Source organism: Vibrio chagasii, from assembly GCF_024347355.1.
Lineage (GTDB): Bacteria > Pseudomonadota > Gammaproteobacteria > Enterobacterales > Vibrionaceae > Vibrio > Vibrio chagasii.
In genome coordinates, this window is the sequence record NZ_AP025466.1 from 1,281,774 (window position 1) to 1,300,016 (window position 18,243).

At 42.3% G+C, this 18,243-nt stretch carries 17 protein-coding genes and 1 pseudogene; 8 read left to right on the forward strand and 10 right to left on the reverse strand.

Annotated features, from left to right (window positions below):
* Positions 1–178 precede the first annotated feature (178 nt).
* The gene (locus tag OCV52_RS21505; RefSeq protein WP_137408958.1) at positions 179–517 is read left to right on the forward strand and encodes a DUF1840 domain-containing protein; all 339 of its coding nucleotides are present in this window, start codon (positions 179–181) and stop codon (positions 515–517) included.
* Positions 518–660: 143 nt separating this feature from the next.
* Here the strand turns inward: OCV52_RS21505 and OCV52_RS21510 are convergent, their stop codons facing one another.
* The 4 genes from OCV52_RS21510 to OCV52_RS21525 all read right to left on the reverse strand — a co-directional run bounded on the left by OCV52_RS21510 (position 661) and on the right by OCV52_RS21525 (position 3,363).
* Positions 661–855, reverse strand: a complete 195-nt coding sequence (locus OCV52_RS21510; protein ID WP_240700706.1) for a hypothetical protein — start codon at positions 853–855, stop codon at positions 661–663.
* 38 nt (positions 856–893) lie between these two features.
* A complete protein-coding gene (locus tag OCV52_RS21515; RefSeq protein WP_261900885.1) occupies positions 894–2,102 on the reverse strand; it encodes an IS256 family transposase in 1,209 nt (402 codons plus the stop codon).
* A gap of 26 nt (positions 2,103–2,128) precedes the next feature.
* Positions 2,129–2,572, reverse strand: a complete 444-nt coding sequence (locus tag OCV52_RS21520; protein WP_240700714.1) for a hypothetical protein — start codon at positions 2,570–2,572, stop codon at positions 2,129–2,131.
* A 323-nt stretch (positions 2,573–2,895) separates the two neighbouring features.
* Positions 2,896–3,363 carry a hypothetical protein gene (locus OCV52_RS21525; protein WP_240700715.1) on the reverse strand — a complete coding sequence of 156 codons (468 nt, stop codon included), beginning with the start codon at positions 3,361–3,363 and terminating at the stop codon, positions 2,896–2,898.
* Positions 3,364–3,440: 77 nt separating this feature from the next.
* Between OCV52_RS21525 and OCV52_RS21530 the strand changes: the two genes are divergently transcribed.
* Positions 3,441–3,698, forward strand: coding sequence for a hypothetical protein (locus OCV52_RS21530; RefSeq protein ID WP_137409119.1), 258 nt, complete (start codon positions 3,441–3,443; stop codon positions 3,696–3,698).
* 19 nt (positions 3,699–3,717) lie between these two features.
* Entirely contained in the window at positions 3,718–3,963 is a 246-nt protein-coding gene (locus tag OCV52_RS21535) for a hypothetical protein (RefSeq protein WP_137409120.1), read from the forward strand.
* A 115-nt stretch (positions 3,964–4,078) separates the two neighbouring features.
* Here OCV52_RS21535 and OCV52_RS21540 read toward each other — a convergent pair.
* Positions 4,079–4,407 (reverse strand): annotated as a pseudogene (locus tag OCV52_RS21540) (recombinase family protein); the annotation flags it as partial.
* A gap of 558 nt (positions 4,408–4,965) precedes the next feature.
* On the opposite strand from OCV52_RS21540, the gene OCV52_RS21545 reads away from it, so the two are divergent.
* On the forward strand, positions 4,966–6,198 hold the full coding sequence (locus OCV52_RS21545; protein ID WP_137409121.1) for a DUF711 family protein: 1,233 nt from the start codon (positions 4,966–4,968) through the stop codon (positions 6,196–6,198).
* A gap of 254 nt (positions 6,199–6,452) precedes the next feature.
* Here OCV52_RS21545 and OCV52_RS21550 read toward each other — a convergent pair whose 3' ends face one another.
* Entirely contained in the window at positions 6,453–8,285 is a 1,833-nt protein-coding gene (locus OCV52_RS21550) for an ABC transporter ATP-binding protein (RefSeq protein ID WP_137409122.1), read from the reverse strand.
* A 590-nt stretch (positions 8,286–8,875) separates the two neighbouring features.
* Between OCV52_RS21550 and OCV52_RS21555 the strand changes: the two genes are divergently transcribed.
* Positions 8,876–9,850 (forward strand): arginine deiminase-related protein, encoded by a 975-nt coding sequence (locus OCV52_RS21555; protein ID WP_137409123.1) that lies wholly within the window; start codon positions 8,876–8,878, stop codon positions 9,848–9,850.
* A gap of 101 nt (positions 9,851–9,951) precedes the next feature.
* Here OCV52_RS21555 and OCV52_RS21560 read toward each other — a convergent pair whose 3' ends face one another.
* Together OCV52_RS21560 and OCV52_RS21565 are read right to left on the reverse strand one after the other, a co-directional pair.
* Positions 9,952–10,584 (reverse strand): esterase/lipase family protein, encoded by a 633-nt coding sequence (locus OCV52_RS21560; RefSeq protein ID WP_137409124.1) that lies wholly within the window; start codon positions 10,582–10,584, stop codon positions 9,952–9,954.
* A 112-nt stretch (positions 10,585–10,696) separates the two neighbouring features.
* Positions 10,697–11,536, reverse strand: coding sequence for a helix-turn-helix domain-containing protein (locus tag OCV52_RS21565; RefSeq protein ID WP_137409125.1), 840 nt, complete (start codon positions 11,534–11,536; stop codon positions 10,697–10,699).
* Positions 11,537–11,633: 97 nt separating this feature from the next.
* Between OCV52_RS21565 and OCV52_RS21570 the strand changes: the two genes are divergently transcribed.
* A complete protein-coding gene (locus OCV52_RS21570; protein WP_150897877.1) occupies positions 11,634–12,542 on the forward strand; it encodes an IS5 family transposase in 909 nt (302 codons plus the stop codon).
* A gap of 223 nt (positions 12,543–12,765) precedes the next feature.
* On the opposite strand, the gene OCV52_RS21575 is transcribed toward OCV52_RS21570, so the two are convergent.
* Positions 12,766–13,338: a porin family protein gene (locus tag OCV52_RS21575; protein ID WP_004736887.1), complete on the reverse strand. Its 573-nt coding sequence runs from the start codon at positions 13,336–13,338 to the stop codon at positions 12,766–12,768.
* A 516-nt stretch (positions 13,339–13,854) separates the two neighbouring features.
* Between OCV52_RS21575 and OCV52_RS21580 the strand changes: the two genes are divergently transcribed.
* Positions 13,855–14,337, forward strand: a complete 483-nt coding sequence (locus OCV52_RS21580; RefSeq protein WP_137408465.1) for a hypothetical protein — start codon at positions 13,855–13,857, stop codon at positions 14,335–14,337.
* A gap of 206 nt (positions 14,338–14,543) precedes the next feature.
* On the opposite strand, the gene OCV52_RS21585 is transcribed toward OCV52_RS21580, so the two are convergent.
* Positions 14,544–16,616: an ATP-binding protein gene (locus OCV52_RS21585; RefSeq protein ID WP_137408464.1), complete on the reverse strand. Its 2,073-nt coding sequence runs from the start codon at positions 16,614–16,616 to the stop codon at positions 14,544–14,546.
* Between the two features lie 206 nt (positions 16,617–16,822).
* On the opposite strand from OCV52_RS21585, the gene OCV52_RS21590 reads away from it, so the two are divergent.
* On the forward strand, positions 16,823–18,163 hold the full coding sequence (locus OCV52_RS21590) for a sigma-54-dependent transcriptional regulator (RefSeq protein ID WP_137408463.1): 1,341 nt from the start codon (positions 16,823–16,825) through the stop codon (positions 18,161–18,163).
* The last annotated feature ends 80 nt before the right edge of the window (positions 18,164–18,243 follow it).

Sequence of the window (18,243 nt, forward strand, 5' to 3'; positions counted from 1 at the left end):
CTGACCATTTAATGTGACTATTATCAAGATTTCATATGAAAGGTTGATTAACGCATTCTAAATGGTGATGGATATCACTAATGGTGCGGCTCGCCAAAAGCAAGTGGACGATATGTGCTTGCTTTCCAATGATTTACTCCACATAGTTCTTCTACTACTGATTATTAAGGGATCAATTATGTTAATCACGTTCAGTTGTAAAGCGCACGCAAGTGTCACGATGTTTGGTGAAGTAGGCCTCCAGTTTATTAAAATGCTCGGACATAGTGGCACTATCCCGGGAGCGATTGATGCTTCAGAGGTTCCCCAAGCATTGAATAACCTGCGCATTGCAATCGCTGCGGAGCAAAATCAAGCTGTAGAGCAAAACGATACGGATGACGACAATGAAGATGAAGTTATTGAAGCGCCAGTAAACATTGGCAGCCGAGCATTTCCGTTGGTAGAACTATTAAAAGCAGCCATTAAAGAAGAGTGTGAAGTGATGTGGGAAGATGGTAGCGGTAAGCATTTGTAGAGGTATTTGCTCCAAATCCTGTGATTGAGTTTTTGTGTCGAGAGCAAAGTATGGTTTGCAAAAAAGAACAAGCCAATAAGATATTGGCTTGTTTATATTACTCATCGATTACTGAATAGAAGGTAAATACTAAAATACAGTGGCTATGGTGTTAGCATGTTATTCAGAATGAACTGTTTCGTCGCTTCGCCAAAAACATAAGCCTCGCTACCGGTTTCTGAAATTCCTTTGTAAGTAATACGCACAAAACCATCTATGGCAGAAAGGTAAGCTGAGTTATCTTGCTTCTGGTAGTTTGACCATGTGGCTTGTGAGTGGAGTGATTCAGGAATCGTCACCTGAGACCCTGTAAATAATTCTGTGTAACTGCTCTTGGTTACAAGTATTCAGTTAATCGATCTTCGAACATAATCATAAAACGGTTTAGCGCTTGCTTCCAGTGATGAATTGGCATTGTCCACCTCTTGGAAGCATCCATAATCGCCAGGTACACCACCTTTTTGGCGGATTCATCTGTCGGGAACAGCTTACGTTTCTTGGTCGCTTTCCTGATGACGCTATTTAGTGATTCTATCGCATTGGTCGTGTAGATAGCTCTGCGGATATCTTGAGGATAGCTGAACAGAGTGTTGAGGTTATCCCAATGAGCCGTCCACGAGCGGCTGATTTGAGGGTACTTTTCATCCCATTTATCACCAAAGTGCTCTAGCGCCAACAGAGCTTCATCTTCAGTCGTAGCTTGATAGATTTCCTTTAAGTCTGCGGTAATAGTCTTGTAATCTTTCCACGGAACGTATTTCATTGAGTTTCGTACCATGTGTACGATACAGAGCTGGATTTGAGTTTTTGGATAAACGGCATTGATGGCATCAGGAAAGCCCTTGAGGCCATCAACACAAGCGATGAGGATATCATTTACACCACGATTTTGAAGTTCGGTAAGTACACTGAGCCAGAACTTCGCCCCTTCAGTTTCGGACATCCACATCCCAAGAAGTTCTTTCTGACCTTCCATATTGACACCGAGAGCAAGGTAAATGGCTTTGTTGATGACTTGCTTATTTTGGCGCACCTTCACAACAATGCAGTCTAGGTAAACGACGGGATAAACCGAATCAAGAGGGCGGGCTTGCCACTCAACAACTTGTTCTAAAACAGCATCAGTGACTTTAGATATTAGACTGGCGGAGATATCAGCATTGTACATTTCTTTGAAGGTTGCGACGATTTCTCGGGTAGTCATTCCTTTGGCATACAAGCTTAAGATCTTGTCGTCCATCGATTGGAATCGAGTTTGATGCTTACGAACGAGCTTGGGTTCAAAGGACGCGTCACTGTCACGAGGGATTTCTAGTTGGATCTCACCATCGTCAGTAATTAGGCGTTTAGATGAGTAGCCATTTCGACTGTTACTATCGTTGGTCGGTGAGTGTTTTTCGTAGCCAAGGTGATCATCAAGTTCAGCATTTAAAGCTGTCTCAACCGTCACCTTGGTTAACATTTTCCTGAAGTCATCAAGATCTGAAGGAGTCTTAATTGACTTAGCGGCTTCGCGAGCGAAGGCTTCTAAAGCTTTCTTATCCATATTGCTTATCCTTAGCCATGACTGGCTTAATTATAAGCAGATACACAATTTAAATTACAGGCTCGATTTTCCGACAACGAAACATTCGATTTCATTGTGTTAATAAACTGCTCCAGCGCTTCAGATTGGATACCTACGCCAATAATGGATTGTCGACCAGCTAGAGTAACGTTTAAAAATTCGGCGGCTTCCATCCGCTTACCACTATCGGTAAAGATAGCCTTAACACGTTTGCTATCGGCAAAAAAACCTTGCAGCAACACTGCATTGTGAAACTTATTTAGGCTTTCGCGCGCTATGAGCAAATGGTTTTTCTCTGAACCAACCCCCATCTGTTCTTTGTTGACGATAAGAAAACCTTTACTTCGTACAAGCGGGTAAACAAGATCTTTAAATGATTTGTGCTCAGACAGTTCTACAGAAAACAACGCTCTTATTGCGTCAGGAGGTGACAATCCATCATATTTCACAAGACAACCTTAACAGCTTCTTTTCAGATGGCGGATTTTCCTCAAGAGCGTATTTCGCAATAAATTCCGCTCGCTTAAACCAATCAGATCGACAGTAATACCCACTTTTTGCGTACTGCTCTATCACACCCAAACAGTAACCTGCCCTTAAGCTTTCGGATAACGAAGTAGTTTGGGCAGCCAACAGGTGCTTTTCATTTTTGGACGCGTATATGTTAATTAACTCATTACAACTATCTGTCAATGAGAGATATTTAGCTGAAGTACTTGCTGGTACTAGCAAAAGACCAATAGCAATGATAAAGGTATTTTTACGTAGCATTCTAGATATCCGATGTGGTTTTTGGGGATTGCTCCTGCGAAGTAGCATTGAGCTTGTCGCTACTGTCATCTCCATTTAGAGCTTGAGAATAAATAACCTTTGTCCTTTTCTTCTTACTGGGCACTGCTATGTATAGGCTTAAAAGGATACAAGCAAACGCAAACAGCTGGCTATAGTTCTCACCATGAAGCATTGCCCAGTTTAGATATTCTGTCCCATCTAGCAAATCAGAGAAAGCGACAACACTGGCGGCCAACCAGACGAATAGTACAAATCTGCCATACCAGATTAAAGGCATGGATAGAATATTCCACCAACGCTCACTAGTTTGACGTGTGTAGAAGATATACCGCCGTAAAAGAACGAGAGCTAAGACGGTGAACACAGCCTCGAGAGTTGATATGTCGGACAAGCCCTCTTGGTGTTCGAAAATATTACTAAGCTCCAACCATAAGGATGTCAGTGCCATGATCCGCCCCAGCAGTTTTGGACACCAAGTTAAGTGAATACAGGCTTTGTTGCTTAATTTAGAAAGAAGGTATGTCTATGGCAGAGCTGATTAATCTAGACAACGCTTTGCTTACCATGCTTTTAAGACCTGCTTTTGGTGGCTATGACGAGCATGGTAATGAAAAGTCGGTGGATGTGTATTTGTTAAAGCTCCTATTGCAAGATGGACGCGTTTACATTCACCCATGTATGGGTGAGAAAAAGCAGATAAAAGCTCTTGAGCTTAAAATGAGGGCTAAAGGCCAAATCAATTTAGATTATTGGCAACAGGCTAGAGAAGCACAGAATTACTAACTAGGGGAACAGATTTCGTATGAAAGCATTCAAAAAAGCAGTACACGCAGTTAGGGAAACTGATGAGGTTATGGGCGGTTGGGTAGTTAGCCTTTATTACTATTTATTTGGGAAACCAAACGGCAAATCTAACAATGCTAATCACGTAAACGAAGCAGCACATATAGAGCAAAATAGAAATCTAGGACTAGGCGAGGCTGGCTATCAGCAGCAAGTGATCGACAACACCACATCCGCACAGTTAAGAAAACATAATGGCAACTAAGGGAATTTGTAACTAATTTTACTAACCCTCCCCTCCAAATTTTGCATGCAAAATTTGATAGATACCACCGCTGACGAATTACAATACATACTGTTTAGTGACAAGCAATGCATACCTACTCACCTTCACGCTGAGCATTCATCTTCTTAACGACACGTACAACTGTTCTCGCTGAGACGCCTATCATTTTGGCTGTCTCATTAATGCTCATCTGGTTACCCACTCTAAGCTTGTAGATTTTTTCATGCAGCTCTAAATCTGGCTTTCTTCCTTGATACTTCCCTCTTTCTTAGCCTTCTCGATACCTTGTTTTTGGCGTCGGCGTCTGTCTTCATAATCCTTTCGAGAAATTGCAGCCAACATGTCCATCATCATGTTATTGATGGCTTTGATCATTGAGTGCGTGAACTCATTAGAAATTTCTGGGGCCAGTGCAATATGAACAGCACGACCAATACTGGACACTAAGTTAAACGACTTTACATACCTTTATTCATAATAACCAATTTAGCAAAGCCACGAGCAAATTTGTGTTCAAAAGTGAGTCTCAAATCCAAGTGCTCCTATGTGATCACCAAGCGACTTTGCCATAAAACTTCGTTCAGTGATGAATAACAGTTAATTGAGATGTCTACAACAAGCCCCCAATACAGCCACTTTCTATTCTTTGTCCATATCATAAACGTTCTTTATCAGAGACAGATATTTGCTGAGTAAAACAGCTATTAGATCGGAGCTAAGACTAAAAAATCACTACGCTAGGTTGGCGATACTTATACTGTGTTTAAGGCATCGAGTAAGTCATGCCAAAAACTCAGTCCGCTGTCTAATGACTCCTCAGTTTAGGGCGTTCAGTTTTACGTGCGAATTACGCAGCAAAGCCATTCTGTACACTAAAAATGATCAGAAATTGTATCTTACTTAACAGCCGCTGAATGACTACTATTAGCTTTGATTAATGAAAAAATAAATGAAACCGCTAGTCAATTAAGGTTGTTGTGTATGGAATTCAAAAACAAAGAACTGTGTAAAATAAGAACTATTACTACTTTTTTGTCATTAACAAATGATAAAAAAACTTGGAGAAGTCAAATACAAAAAGCTGCTGATTTTTTTAATAATTTATCTGAAAAATTTATTAGTCAGGGCTATATAGTTCAATCTATTCGTATTGTCACCAATCCGTTTGGTGAATACTTAAATACTTTAAATATAGAAAGTGCTAAAGCTGATTTAACTCTACTAAGTAAATTGATTAATAGCCATAATAAAAGCGGATTACGTATTAGATTTGCTATCGGTGAAGTTAAAACTAAACATGAGCTTAGCCTTCTTCCTGAATTAATACGTGACTTCGGAGATTTGTGTAATGCTTGCGTTAATGTATCACCTGATGAGTTTGGTATTCTTGATAATGAGATGATTGACTTAGCAGCAACAACCGTAAAAAGAATTAGTGTATTAACTAGCCATGGTGAAGGTAACTTTAATTTTACAGTTAATTTTAACTGTAAACCATTTATCCCATATTTTCCTGCAAGCTACCACCGTTCAGAGCTTGAGGATAGCTTTGTGATTGGTTTGGAAACACCAGATCTTTTAGTGCAAGTATTAAAAGATATAAATGAAAATTATAATATTAAAAACCATAACGAAGCATTCAAAATATATTTTGACACAATGAAAACTGCTTTGCATTATCATATCGAGGAAATTAACCAACTTATTTTAGATTCAACGACAACAGATAGCTTCAATTTTGCAGGTTTTGATAGTTCTGCTGCACCGTCTAAAAGTTGCGCAAGTATGGTGGAAGTATATAAAGAATTAGGCGTTAAAAACTTTGGGGCCGCTGGTACAGTTGAGGTCTCTTCATTGTTAACTCGCGTATTTAAGTCAATGACTCACGTTAATCTAGTTGGATTTTCAGGCTTAATGCTCGCATTGACAGAGGATACAGGGCTTGCTGAGAGAACCATGACTAGTGATTTTGATATTCTGACCTTACTTACTAATAGTGCCGTCTGTGGTATCGGTTTAGACACAGTACCGATTCCAGGTAACACATCAATAGATAAAATTTCAGCGTTAATGCGCGATACAGGGACAATGGCCTATAGGTTGAATAAACCATTAACTGTGCGTTTGTTTCCTATTCCAAATTTAGTAGCAGGTGATGTTACTCAGTTTGAAAGCGACGATTTGTGTAACTCTGCCGTACTCAGTGTGGATTAAAGCGTAAGTAAAATTACTCACTCATAAAATGCCTGATATGTTACAGTGGGGCTTATCTCTTTCTCTACATAAACAAAAAATAAAAGATTATTGAGTAAGATTTTTAAGATACATACCCTAATGCAAAAACAAGCTAGCTGAACGCTAATCGTGAAAACCAGAGCATGAGCTCTGGTTTTTTTAGAAGCGATGTACTTATATTCTTCGTTATATTGTCGCCATTTAATGTTCTATTCTAATTAATGTTTTAAAGCCTAATTCTCGGAACCGATAAAGCCACCAGTCTGGTGATTCCACAACTGCGCATAGATACCATTTTGGTTAATCAGATCTTGGTGCGTGCCTTCTTCAACGATATTACCTTCATCTAAAACGATCAGGCGATCCATTGCTGCGATGGTGGATAGGCGGTGCGCAATTGCGATAACCGTCTTACCTTCCATTAACTCAATTAAGCTCTCTTGGATAGCAGCCTCTACCTCTGAATCTAGAGCTGAAGTCGCTTCATCAAGAACCAACAGTGGTGCATTTTTCAGAAGTACACGTGAAATTGCTACACGTTGGCGTTGACCACCAGAAAGCTTAACACCACGCTCGCCCACTTGAGCATCGTAACCAATGTTACCAAACGGGTCGGTTAGGGTTTCAATAAACTCATTCGCGTGCGCTTGCTTGGTTGCGGCATACACCTCTTCATCCGTCGCTTCCGGACGACCGTAAAGAATGTTGTCTTTGATCGAACGGTGAAGCAGTGAAGTGTCTTGTGTCACCATACCAATATTGCTGCGCAGTGAGTCTTGAGTAACGCTTGAGATCTCTTGATCATCAATCAGGATACGACCGCTTTCGACATCATGAAAACGCAGTAACAAGTTAACCAACGTCGATTTACCTGCGCCAGAACGTCCAACTAGACCTACCTTTTCACCTGGTTTGATGTTCAGGTTTAGCTTATTGATAACGCCTTTGTTTTCACCGTAGTTGAAGCTCACGTTTTCAAAGTTGATGCCGCCTTGTGGAACCTTAAGTGGCTGCGCGTCTTTCTTGTCTTCGATAGCGATAGGCTTCGACATGGTCTTAATGCCATCAATCACGGTACCTAGGTTTTCAAACAGGCCACCGATCTCCCACATGATCCATTTCGACATGCCGTTAATACGTAGAGCCAAACTCACCGCAATCGCAATGGCACCCACAGTGATTGCGCTATCGAGCCATAGGTAGATAGAGATACCTGCGATACTGAATACCAGTAAGTAGTTAGCGAATTCAACACAGATGTTGAAGCCAGTAACAAGGCGCATTTGGCGATACACGGTATCTAGGAAACCTTCCATGCCTTCTTCAGCGTATTCCGTTTCACGTTTGCTGTGTGAAAACAGTTTTACTGTCGCGATGTTGGTATAGCTATCAACAATTCGACCTGTCATGAGTGAACGAGCATCCGCCTGTTCCGATGACACATCTTTAAGTTTCGGGACGAAGTAAAGCTGAATACCGATGTAGACGAACAACCAGATCAACATTGGAGCCATCAAGCGCCAATCCGACTCGGCCAGCATGAACAGCATCGCGGTGAAGTAAACCGTTACGTAGACAAACACATCAACCATTTTGGTCACGGTTTCACGCACCGCGAGCGATGTTTGCATTACTTTGGTGGCGACACGTCCGGCAAAGTCATCTTGGTAGAAGGATAAGCTTTGCTTTAAAAGGTAGCGGTGCGCCAACCAGCGAATCGACATCGGATAGTTGCCAAGTAAGGTTTGATGAAGCAACAGTGAGTAGACACTGATTAAGATTGGCATTACGACCAACAGCAGCACTCCAAGGCCCACAAGAGTGGACTTGTTGTCAGCTAAGAAGGTTTCCGGGTTACTTGTTGATAGCCAGTCAACCAATTGTCCCATGTAACCAAATAACGCCACTTCGATGATCGCAATCGTCATGCTCATGATACCGAGCAAGATGAGTGGCTTTTCAAAGCCTCGCGTGTAGTGGCGGCAAAATGCCAGTATTCCAGCAGGAGGTTGTATCGGCTCTCCCTTTGGAAAGGCTTCAGTAAAGCCTTCAAACTTTTTGTACATAGATTTCCCTTTATAAACTCGTGTCTCTATATGCAGCGGCATCGTCGTGCAGCTTTGTTTTGATAGTCTCAATTTAAAATTTTCACAGTCTTAGTTTGAAATTTTATGAGCGCCCATACGCTCTTATAAGCATTAAATCATTCGATGGAGTTTGGTTTTCACTCTGGCTTAAATGCTTGGCTCTAGAGCTTGGTTTAACACCGTGTTTTAGTTATCGCGAAAGGTCCAAAACGTATTGTGTATGACGCTTATTTTAGATTGGATCAGATAGGGAGAGTTAAGCTTATTTCAAACGTAATTGATTGTTATGCAACGGTGATAATCCTAACGCTAAATGGATTAAATTGTAACCTAAACTAGCGGTAACACAGAAAAGAGCGCTCGGATATTTATTCAGCAAATTCTCTAATTGATATGCAAACTGTTGGTTCTTTCTGGTGTGCCGTTATCTTGCAGTAAAAATTATGGTTTAAACTGGGTTTGGCAGTAAATGTTTTGGATAAATATTCAAATCATTATTCTTTTCAGTGAATCTTGCCGTAACAACTTGTTTACAATTCTTAGGTAAATAAAAGATAGAGACGGTTGAAATGTTAAACCTACACAAAAAATCACTTCACATTACCAATGTTCAAAACGCCAATTGCGTTGTTATGGTGCCGCCAAAAGAGTTTCGATTTAACGAAGAAACTGCACGTGATAACGAGTTTCAAAACAGAGTTAACCTCACTGAAGCTGAGGTGAAGTTAGAAACTATGTCTGAATTCAAGACGATGGTGGCTTCATTACGTAAAGAGGGTGTGCAAGTTGTAGAGTTTGATTATCCAGAGCTTGGTGTGGAAACGCCAGATGCGGTGTTCCCAAACAATTGGTTCAGCACCTGTAGCGATGGCAGCTTATTCACCTTCCCAATGGCCTGTGAAAACCGTCAGAATGAAGTGAAACCAAATGCGCTTATTGAAGCATTAGAGGCGTCAGGTCGCGTTGTTAACCACACTGATTCGCTAGAGTCTTATATCGCGCAAGGTTCTTATCTTGAGAGCACGGGTGTGATGGTGATTGATCACATCAACAAGACCATCTATGCCGCGCTTTCTCAACGTTGTGACCGTGAAGTGTTAGAGGATTACGCTAAGCGTATTGGTTATTCACGCGTGGTCTCGTTCCAAACGGCATTGCCATCTGGCCAGCCGATCTATCATACCAATGTAATGATGGCGATTGGTGATAACTTCTGTGTAATCTGTGATGAAGTGATTCCAGAGTTTGAGCGCCGTTTTGTAGTCAAGTCACTCGCGAAGGACAAGCAGGTTATCTCGATCTCAATCGATCAGATGAACCGTTTCTGTGGCAATATTCTGCAGCTTGAAACTGTGAATGGCGACAAAGTGATCGCGATGTCTCAATCGGCTTACGATGCGTTCTCTCCAGCTCAACTTGCCCAGCTATCGACTCATGGAAAGTTGCTACCATTCGACGTAAAAACCATTGAAGACATTGGTGGCGGTTCAGTACGTTGTATGCTTGGTGAAGTGTTCCTACCAACACGAGTGAAGCGTCTGTAGCGAACGATGCATATTGAGCTCTAAGCCTTTGCATACCACTCTTGTAATAGAGTGGTATTTTTGTATTTAACGAACTTCGTGAAACAGGCGCGGGAGAAGGGCTAGGGAGCCCTCTTGAAAGCTCTGTGTTCGATAAATTGAGTAGAGAGCGTGACTACTTCCTTAGAGTACACCAGCGCGGTGTGATTGAGCTTGAGTGCGCAGGTGTCTGTTGCGCCTCGCAGGTTAGCGTCTTCAAGCGTCACTGTGCCATCTCCTAGGTTTCTGCCCAACACAATGCGTCCTACACCTGCGTCGTAGGTGCCAGTAATCACGCCAATCGGCACATCAATATCGTAGTCGCCTAAGCCATCACTTAAGATCATCTTGCTCGAACCGAATATAAAACCTAATCCATGATTCGACAGGGTTTTCGCGATAGTCGCACCATTGTGTGGTGTGCCCGCTGTAATGATGCAGGTGTCAGTGAAGTGTGGTTGGTAGAATTTGAAGTAATGACGAATCAGTAAGCCACCGAGTGAGTGACCAAAGAAATAGACCTTATCGTGCTCATCAAAGCGTGACTTTACGAAGCGATTTAGGCGTTTTGCTGCGGATGGGAATCGCAGTGAGTTGTAGGCAAACTTATGGGTAGTAAAGCCACGTTTCTTAAAATTTCTATCTAGATATTGCATGATCAACGCAGGCATATACAGACCATGAATTAAAACTATGTGTTTGTTTTTATTATTCATTATTGCCCTCCGTCTGATGGTGTTTTCAGTATATGGAGTCGCAATCCTAAACTCAACAAAACTTGCTACGAATGGGACACGATAGACAGAGATCTAGTGTGTGGGCAGCCCGTTACTCTGACCTGACACCGCCATATACATCTATGGTTAATCCACCTTCTTTGACATAGGTATTTGGTGTGAAGCCAATGGTCTTTTTTAAGTAACGAATCAGGTGTGGTTGGTCGCTAAATCCAAATTGAAAAGCGACGTCTAGCCAATCTATGTCATTCAACTCTTTCTTATAAAGATATTCGAGCATTGCTTCGAGTTTGTTCATGGATTGGCATTGCTTTAACGTTAGGCCTGTCACTTTGTTAAAGCTTCGTTCGAGTGTTCTTTGAGAACAAAATAGCGTGTCACCAAGTTCAGCTATGGGCGTCGAACCTATCACACTCAGTACTTTACGAGTGAGCTCGCTATGTCTATCGGTTCTAGCGGCGGATAACCAAGGTAGCAGTAAGTCATCCAACTGCTGGCAACAAGCTTCAAAGTCGCTTTGAGCAAGCTTAATCAGTGATGTTACATCGGCATCAGAATTGTTGAGTAGAACTGCAAGGTCGATGGTGTTAGCGCGATCTAAGCTTTGATGGGGGTAATCAGGGATTGTGAGCGAGTATAAAGCGCCGACGTGGAACTTGATGCCCAAGTGAATAAACGGCTTCGAGTGATCCAGTTCTATCGCCTTATGATGGGGCAATAATAGGTGGCTGCCAACTCCTTGTTGGACTTGTTGATTTATTGTGTAGTGATACGCTTGGTCGCTGGGTGACAGAATCAAATGTGCTGAAGGGGAAGGGGGGAGTATCGGAAATTGATGAGTTTGAGCGTCGGGCGTTTTCTCGATTAGCCAATAACAATCAATGTATTGAGCAACAGCTGAGGGTTTAGGAGACTGTAACCAATAGCTCATTCTAATTTCAACCTCTAATGGCGTTGTTGCCTAAATCAGTTGAACCTTTTTCGAGTCCTGCGATCTGATCCTTTATGATGGTTAGAGCGGTGACAACATGGGTAAGGCGAAAAAGAAGATAACTAACTGGGCGGAGTACAATAAGGCTTTGTGCAAACGGGGCTCGGTTACGTTCTGGATAGATGATACAGCCGTAGATGCATGGCGATGCAAAACCCATCATGGTAAGCGTGGTAGAGGCTTTCAGTACTCTGATACAGCGATTGAAACTGCCTTGATGATTAAAGGAGTATTCTCATTACCCTTGCGTGCTCTTCAAGGTTTTATCGACTCTATCTTTGAGTTATTGGATGTTCCACTGACGTCCCCAGACTACACCTGTATCAGTAAACGCTCGAAGACAGTCCAGGTGAAATACCGTAATAAATCTAAAGGGGCTATTCGTCATATAGCCATTGACTCGACTGGTCTCAAAGTCTTTGGCGAGGGGGAGTGGAAGGTGAAGAAGTACGGTGCCGAAAAACGTAGAACATGGCGCAAGCTGCACTTAGCCGTTGATGTAGATACCCATGAAGCCATTAGTGCCGAGGTCAGCCTGGTAAATGTTGGTGATAGCGAAGTGCTGCCAACGTTACTCAACCCTTTACGTAGAAAGATCGATGCTGTATCTGCCGATGGAGCATATGACACAAAAAGTTGCCACAATACTCTGAAGAATAAAGGTTGTACTCCGTTGATACCACCTCGAAAGAATGCAGCGTTTTGGGAAGATGGGCATCCCAGAAATGAAGCTGTAGAGGCTCTGAAAAACGGAACAATAGCGGAGTGGAAATCCGAGTCTGGTTATCACTATCGCTCAATATCTGAGACCGCAATGTCTCGATATAAAGGACTAACCAGCGGTAAATTGAGCTTGAGGTGTTACAACGCTCAAGTGGGTGAAATCATGGCGAATGTCAAAGCTATAAACAAAGTCATAGGACTAGGCATGCCTGTTCGAAGCTAACGGTGAGTCACATATGGCGTCGTTGACCTTCAAGCTGATTTGATCAACAACGCCACCTCTAATTAGGTTTATGTATGGTGATAAGTTTTTAAATATCTTCTAACCAGTGCCTATGAATCATAAATGGCAATATTTACGCGCTGTGGAATGATAAAATTCACTTTGCCGTTTTGATTGCAAAGTGAATTATTTACGTTAGGGTGTTCTAAGTAGGTTCGCTACATTAGAAGTTGTAAGAACCACCTAGGCTAACACTGCTGAATGCCAGTGTCTTATCTTCGGTTTTGAATGGACCGTAGTAGTTTTCTACGCTCACGGCATCAGCTTGTGAGATTAGGCGTAGTGTTAGGTTTTCGATTGGCGTGTATTCAACACCAAGGCCAAAGTGGAAGCCTGTACCGCTGTCATCATTGTAACCAGCGCTCTTGTTTGCGTGTAGGTCAACAGAGCTAAGACCAGCCAACACGAATGGGCGAATCGTGTTGTCGAACGTGTAACCTAGGTTTGCAGATACGGAAACAGACGTTGGAGATACTTTTGCTGTGCCCTGTTTGTAGTTTGCGTAATCATTGTAGCCAAGTTCAACACCAACGATACGGTTGAACTGGTAGCCACCATATAGGTTGTAACCCATACCATCTGAATCTAGGTTACCTTGACCGTCTGTATCAGAATCTTGATACACACCAAGGCCGCCACCGATGTACGCACCGCCGTCAGTTCCTGCTGCTAGGGCAGGAAAAGAAACCGCGCTGATTAAGCCCAGTGCCAATGCTGATTTCGCGAATTTGTTCATTGTTCTTACTCACTCTTTTATGTCATGCAGTATCAAGTATTTTTGTTATCGGCCTTTGACCGTTGGTGAGCATTATTCCGCAGTCTTATACGTATTACTGTATGGCTTTGTAAGCTAAATCGTTACATAGTAAAAGCTTATAAATAAGGGGATATATTTTTGTTAGCGTGAATAGTGCTCTAATTTTAATTTGATATGTTTGTATTGGAGATATTGTCCTTTCGTTACAAAAAATATTGTTCAAGAGTTTGCACAATAAACGGTAGTAAAAATTGGAATACATGCCATTGAGCTCGACTTGGGAATTGCAGTGCATCCACTCATAAAAATTAATGACGAAATGAGTAACACTCTCATGGGGATTTTTCTCGCTGTTATTATATTGAGTTTATTTTAAACTACTATCAATTGGTAATATAAACCATAACGATTACACAAATTGTAACAAGTTTTATTTGATTTAAAAATTTCAGGTACTAACATTGCGGTAATTTAATTGAACAGTGTTTTATATTTATGAGAAAGAAATTTTTTGCTTTGTTAATTTTGCCATTCTTAACACATGCTAAGAGCTCTGATTATGTTGTAGGTGCTGGGTTGAGTGCTGACAATAACCATATACTAGGTGGTTCAAGTAAAGAGACTTACATGCTTAGATCCGGCATCATTAATAATGATACTCACCGATTTCTTGGAACAGTTACCTACTCAAGTGAGAGTAAGTTGACTAAATACCTTGGCTCGTATGACTATATGTATGGTTTAGGTTCAAGTGGTAAGTTTAATACATTTATTGGTATAAGTGCTGGTTATAAACATCAAGACATTGACACTCCTGATAATAATAGTTTTTATTTATTCGGGGGGCAGGCTGGTGTTAATTACTTTTTCAGCGAATCTTGGTCTACAGAATTAGGATATCGAGTGCTAAGTGGAAGCACACAAGAGGATGAATGGATAAAGGATGAGTTATACATGACGCTAGATTACCGCTTTTAGAAATCTTATGGTATTTAATTTCGTAATTACAATGAAATATTTTTCAATTACGATGATTTTATTTGTAAATTTATTTTTATCTTAGTGGTCAACATTTTATATTCTTGAGAAATATAGTAATAGGTTATTGGTTTTTATAATTTTTTTAAATTTATAACTATACATTTTTTATATTGATTTCCGATGGCGCATGCCTGTAAATGTTGTTATTGCTCATGTTTATCGTCGATATTTTTTAGCGTTAGCGTGAACGTCATTCCTTGTTCTGGGTTGTTCTTGGCAATCAAATAGCCTTGCATATCGCGTACATTGTTGGCGGTGATGGCGAGCCCGAGTCCGAGCCCTTCGCCCATTTTTTTGTTGGTGTGGAAGGGTTCGAAAATGGTTTCTAGTTGGTCTTCGGATACGCCACAACCGTTATCTTGCACCTTGATGATCACACGCTCTTGTTCGGTATGAGCACTGATAACAATGGTCGCTGTTGACTGATTTTGCGTGGCATCGATAGCATTGCTTAAGAGATTACCGAGTACTTGTCTAAGTCGTGCTTCTTCTCCCATCACCATTGAAATATTAGAGGCGACACGTACTCGAATGTCGACACGTTCTAACGCGGCTTGGTGTATGCGCAGGGTTTCTTGAAGTGCGTCTGTTAGTGAAACCGGATAAGGCTTTTCCAATCTTTGAAAGGCGAAGGACTTCAGCTGACTCGTCATGTTGGCCATCCTGTCGATCAGGCTCATCACCAGGTCCATGTTAGCTTTCAACATCTTAGTCTCGCCTCTCTCCATCAGTAATTGATTACTTGAAAGCAAGGTTTTTAGGCCAGTAAGCGGTTGATTGAGTTCATGAGTAATCGCGCTCGACATACGCCCCAATGCGGCAAGTTTGCTTGATTCTACCAACTCTTGCTGTGCGTCTTTTAGGTCTTGCGTTCGCTCTTCTACTCTCAATTGAAGTGTTTTATTGGCTTTCTGTACCGCGATTTCCGCTTTCTTACGTTTACTGATATCAATAACAGTACACAGGTAATAGGTAGTAGCATGCCAAGGAAAGGGGCTAATGGAGAACAACACCGGGAAGTTGCTGCCGTCACTGCGTCTTGCCATAGTTTCAACACTGGTGATCTCGGCCAGTTCTTGGTATTGATCTAAGTTCTTCAGCAACTGCAAAGTGGTCGAGTTCGGGTTCCCGGCCTCAAAAAGTTGCCATGCTTTGATATTGCTGATCATGGAGTCGGATAGGCAGAAGTAGTTTTTCGCCATCAAGTTAATGTCGTGGATGTGACCGTGTTTATCGATCAGCACAAGTCCAACGTGTGTCTTGTTGATCATTCCAGACAACCGTTTTTCAGACTCTTCAATCAGCTTTTGGATTCGTAGGTTGCTGAGTTTTTTCTGGCGTCTTTGGTAGCGAATAACCAGCAATAGCATGATGAAAAGGCAGCCCACCGCCACGCTCCAACTTATCCAATTCGTAGTTTGGTTGAGGCTAGTTAATGGGGTGAGGTAGGTTAAACGCCAGTTGAGGTCGTCTAACTTGATCGACTGAATCAGATAGTCTTTACCTTGCAGTCGCCACACGCGAATGTGGGTTTGATCGTACAACTCGCGTTTGGTGGCAGTAGGCTGAGAACTGAAGGTGTCGTTAAACCAATCTGCACTGAGTTTGTGGTCACTTGAGAGAAAAAATTGTTCTCGAGGGTTTTGGAACAGTACCGCTTCGCCATCGGCGAACCATTGATCGGTCAGCAGCGACAAATCAATCTGCACCGCAACAATGCCTACTACATCAGAAGCTCGATAAACGGGCGCGGCAATAAAGTAGTCTGGGGTAACGCCTTTGTTTTTGGTCACCACCGAAATTGCCCCACCTTGCTGGTGGATCTTAGACACAATCGTGTTGGCGTTCTTTTTACTCAGCTTGCTCCTCTCAACACTAGAAACCAGTAAATCGCCCGTATCGGAGAGTAAATACCAGCCTTTGGTATTCGCCGCTTTGTCTAATTGAATGAGCTGTTTTTTGATGCGTTTTTCAAGGCGGTCTTCACCATCGATAAAGCGAACCGTGGTTTCGTCGTTGGTGACTAGGTAGGGCAGATAATAGAAACGTTTTAGTGTTCGCCTTGCTTCAGCGATGTAGCCAAGGAAGCGCTGCTCAGCATAACGTTGCGCTTGTTCAAGTTTCCACTGGCTGATTCCGTTTTTGGTTGTGACCTGCACTAAGCCAATAATTAAACAGGCAAATAGAAATAACCAATATCGATTGTTATTCATCATTCTTGATTAAATCCCTTTTAAATTAGTGGTTTAAGGCTGTGTTATGTTTGCTTTTTGAGCAGGTGGAGAGTGAAACAAGTTGAAGCTAACAAACATCATAAAACAGTTAAAGAGGTGTTACTCAAAGTGGGAGCTAGCTCCTTTTCGTCTGCTCGGTTTTTGAATACCGTGGGCGGCATATTTGGTTCAAGTGTTAGGAACAAACCATGCAACGTATAGCTTTGATTGAAGATGATGCGATTGTGCGTCAAGCAACCAGCCAGTGGTTACAGTTGGCCGGCTTCGACGTCACTGCGTTTGAGGTTGGGCAAGATGCGTTAAGCGCAGTAAAGCAAGGCGATTTTCACACCATCATTAGTGACGTGCGTTTGCCCGATATTGATGGGGTGGAATTACTTGGGAAATTTAAGAGTTTGGTGCCAGAAGTTCCAGTTATTTTGATTACCGGGCATGGCGATGTTGATATGGCGGTAAAGGCGTTACATCAAGGCGCCTATGATTTCATCGAAAAGCCATTTGATCCTGAGCGTCTCTCCCAAACTGTCTCTGAAGCGGTCGAGAAATATCAAAGCAGCCAAGACAGAGTTAACCGTCAAAGCTACTTAAATAACCTAAAGGGTATTGAGCAGGTCCTGATTGGTCGCAGTAAGGTGATGTGTGAACTGCGCGAACAGATACAGAAGGTGGCTTCCATAGACACTAATGTGATCATCTATGGTGAAACTGGCTGTGGTAAAGAGTTGGTCGCTTCTTGCTTGCATGAGTTTAGCGAGAGAAAAAGACACCCTTTTGTACCGCTTAACTGTGGTGCCATTCCTGAAAATTTGTTTGAGAGCGAACTGTTTGGGCATGAGGCCGGAGCTTTTACTGGTGCAGCTAAGCGACGCATCGGTAAGCTTGAGTTTGCTGATAAAGGCACGGTCTTCCTTGATGAGATCGAGAGCATGCCTTTGTCTATGCAGGTCAAAGTGCTAAGAACTTTACAAGACAATGTCGTTGAGCGTGTGGGGGGTAACCAGCAGCAACACGTTGATTTGAGGGTAGTATCTGCCTCGAAATGTGACTTATTGAATCATCCTGACTTTCGCCAAGACTTATTCTATCGTCTGAACGTTGCCCAGTTGCACTTGCCTCCGCTTAGTGAGCGTGAGGATGACGCTTTGATTCTTTTTGAACACTTTACTCAAGAAGCGAACAGCGAAACTCGAGTAGCCAGTGAAGCGGATCGCCATGCCTTATTGTCGTATGCGTGGCCGGGGAATGTACGTGAACTTCGCAATGTTGCGATTCGTTTTGCGTTGGATGAAAGCCTAACGGTTGGGGATATATTGGCGTGTCGCCCCAATTCGGTAACGGAATCTGCCACAGCGGGAATTCCGTTGGCGGTGCAGGTACAGAGTTTCGAACGTAAGGTGATTCACGATGCGTTAGTGCGTTATCAAGGGCGCATTAATGATGTGATGCAAGACTTAGATCTACCTCGCCGAACATTGAACCAAAAAATGGTGCGCTATGCGCTGAATCGAAGCGACTATGTCGAATCTTAGTGAGCAACAAGACTGTAGTGTTTATTGAAAGTTAATGAGCAATAAATGGCTCACTCTGTATTTGCGATTTTATAACTGTT

Excerpts from the sequence above, each read along its gene's own strand:
- OCV52_RS21505 (WP_137408958.1), top strand. The coding sequence starts at position 179 with ATGTTAATCACGTTCAGTTGTAAAGCGCACGCAAGTGTCACGATGTTT.
- OCV52_RS21515 (WP_261900885.1), bottom strand. The coding sequence starts at position 2,102 with ATGGATAAGAAAGCTTTAGAAGCCTTCGCTCGCGAAGCCGCTAAGTCA.
- OCV52_RS21525 (WP_240700715.1), bottom strand. The coding sequence starts at position 3,363 with ATGGCACTGACATCCTTATGGTTGGAGCTTAGTAATATTTTCGAACAC.
- OCV52_RS21530 (WP_137409119.1), top strand. The coding sequence starts at position 3,441 with ATGGCAGAGCTGATTAATCTAGACAACGCTTTGCTTACCATGCTTTTA.
- OCV52_RS21535 (WP_137409120.1), top strand. The coding sequence starts at position 3,718 with ATGAAAGCATTCAAAAAAGCAGTACACGCAGTTAGGGAAACTGATGAG.
- OCV52_RS21545 (WP_137409121.1), top strand. The coding sequence starts at position 4,966 with ATGGAATTCAAAAACAAAGAACTGTGTAAAATAAGAACTATTACTACT.
- OCV52_RS21550 (WP_137409122.1), bottom strand. The coding sequence starts at position 8,285 with ATGTACAAAAAGTTTGAAGGCTTTACTGAAGCCTTTCCAAAGGGAGAG.
- OCV52_RS21555 (WP_137409123.1), top strand. The coding sequence starts at position 8,876 with ATGTTAAACCTACACAAAAAATCACTTCACATTACCAATGTTCAAAAC.
- OCV52_RS21560 (WP_137409124.1), bottom strand. The coding sequence starts at position 10,584 with ATGAATAATAAAAACAAACACATAGTTTTAATTCATGGTCTGTATATG.
- OCV52_RS21565 (WP_137409125.1), bottom strand. The coding sequence starts at position 11,536 with ATGAGCTATTGGTTACAGTCTCCTAAACCCTCAGCTGTTGCTCAATAC.
- OCV52_RS21570 (WP_150897877.1), top strand. The coding sequence starts at position 11,634 with ATGGGTAAGGCGAAAAAGAAGATAACTAACTGGGCGGAGTACAATAAG.
- OCV52_RS21575 (WP_004736887.1), bottom strand. The coding sequence starts at position 13,338 with ATGAACAAATTCGCGAAATCAGCATTGGCACTGGGCTTAATCAGCGCG.
- OCV52_RS21580 (WP_137408465.1), top strand. The coding sequence starts at position 13,855 with ATGAGAAAGAAATTTTTTGCTTTGTTAATTTTGCCATTCTTAACACAT.
- OCV52_RS21585 (WP_137408464.1), bottom strand. The coding sequence starts at position 16,616 with ATGATGAATAACAATCGATATTGGTTATTTCTATTTGCCTGTTTAATT.
- OCV52_RS21590 (WP_137408463.1), top strand. The coding sequence starts at position 16,823 with ATGCAACGTATAGCTTTGATTGAAGATGATGCGATTGTGCGTCAAGCA.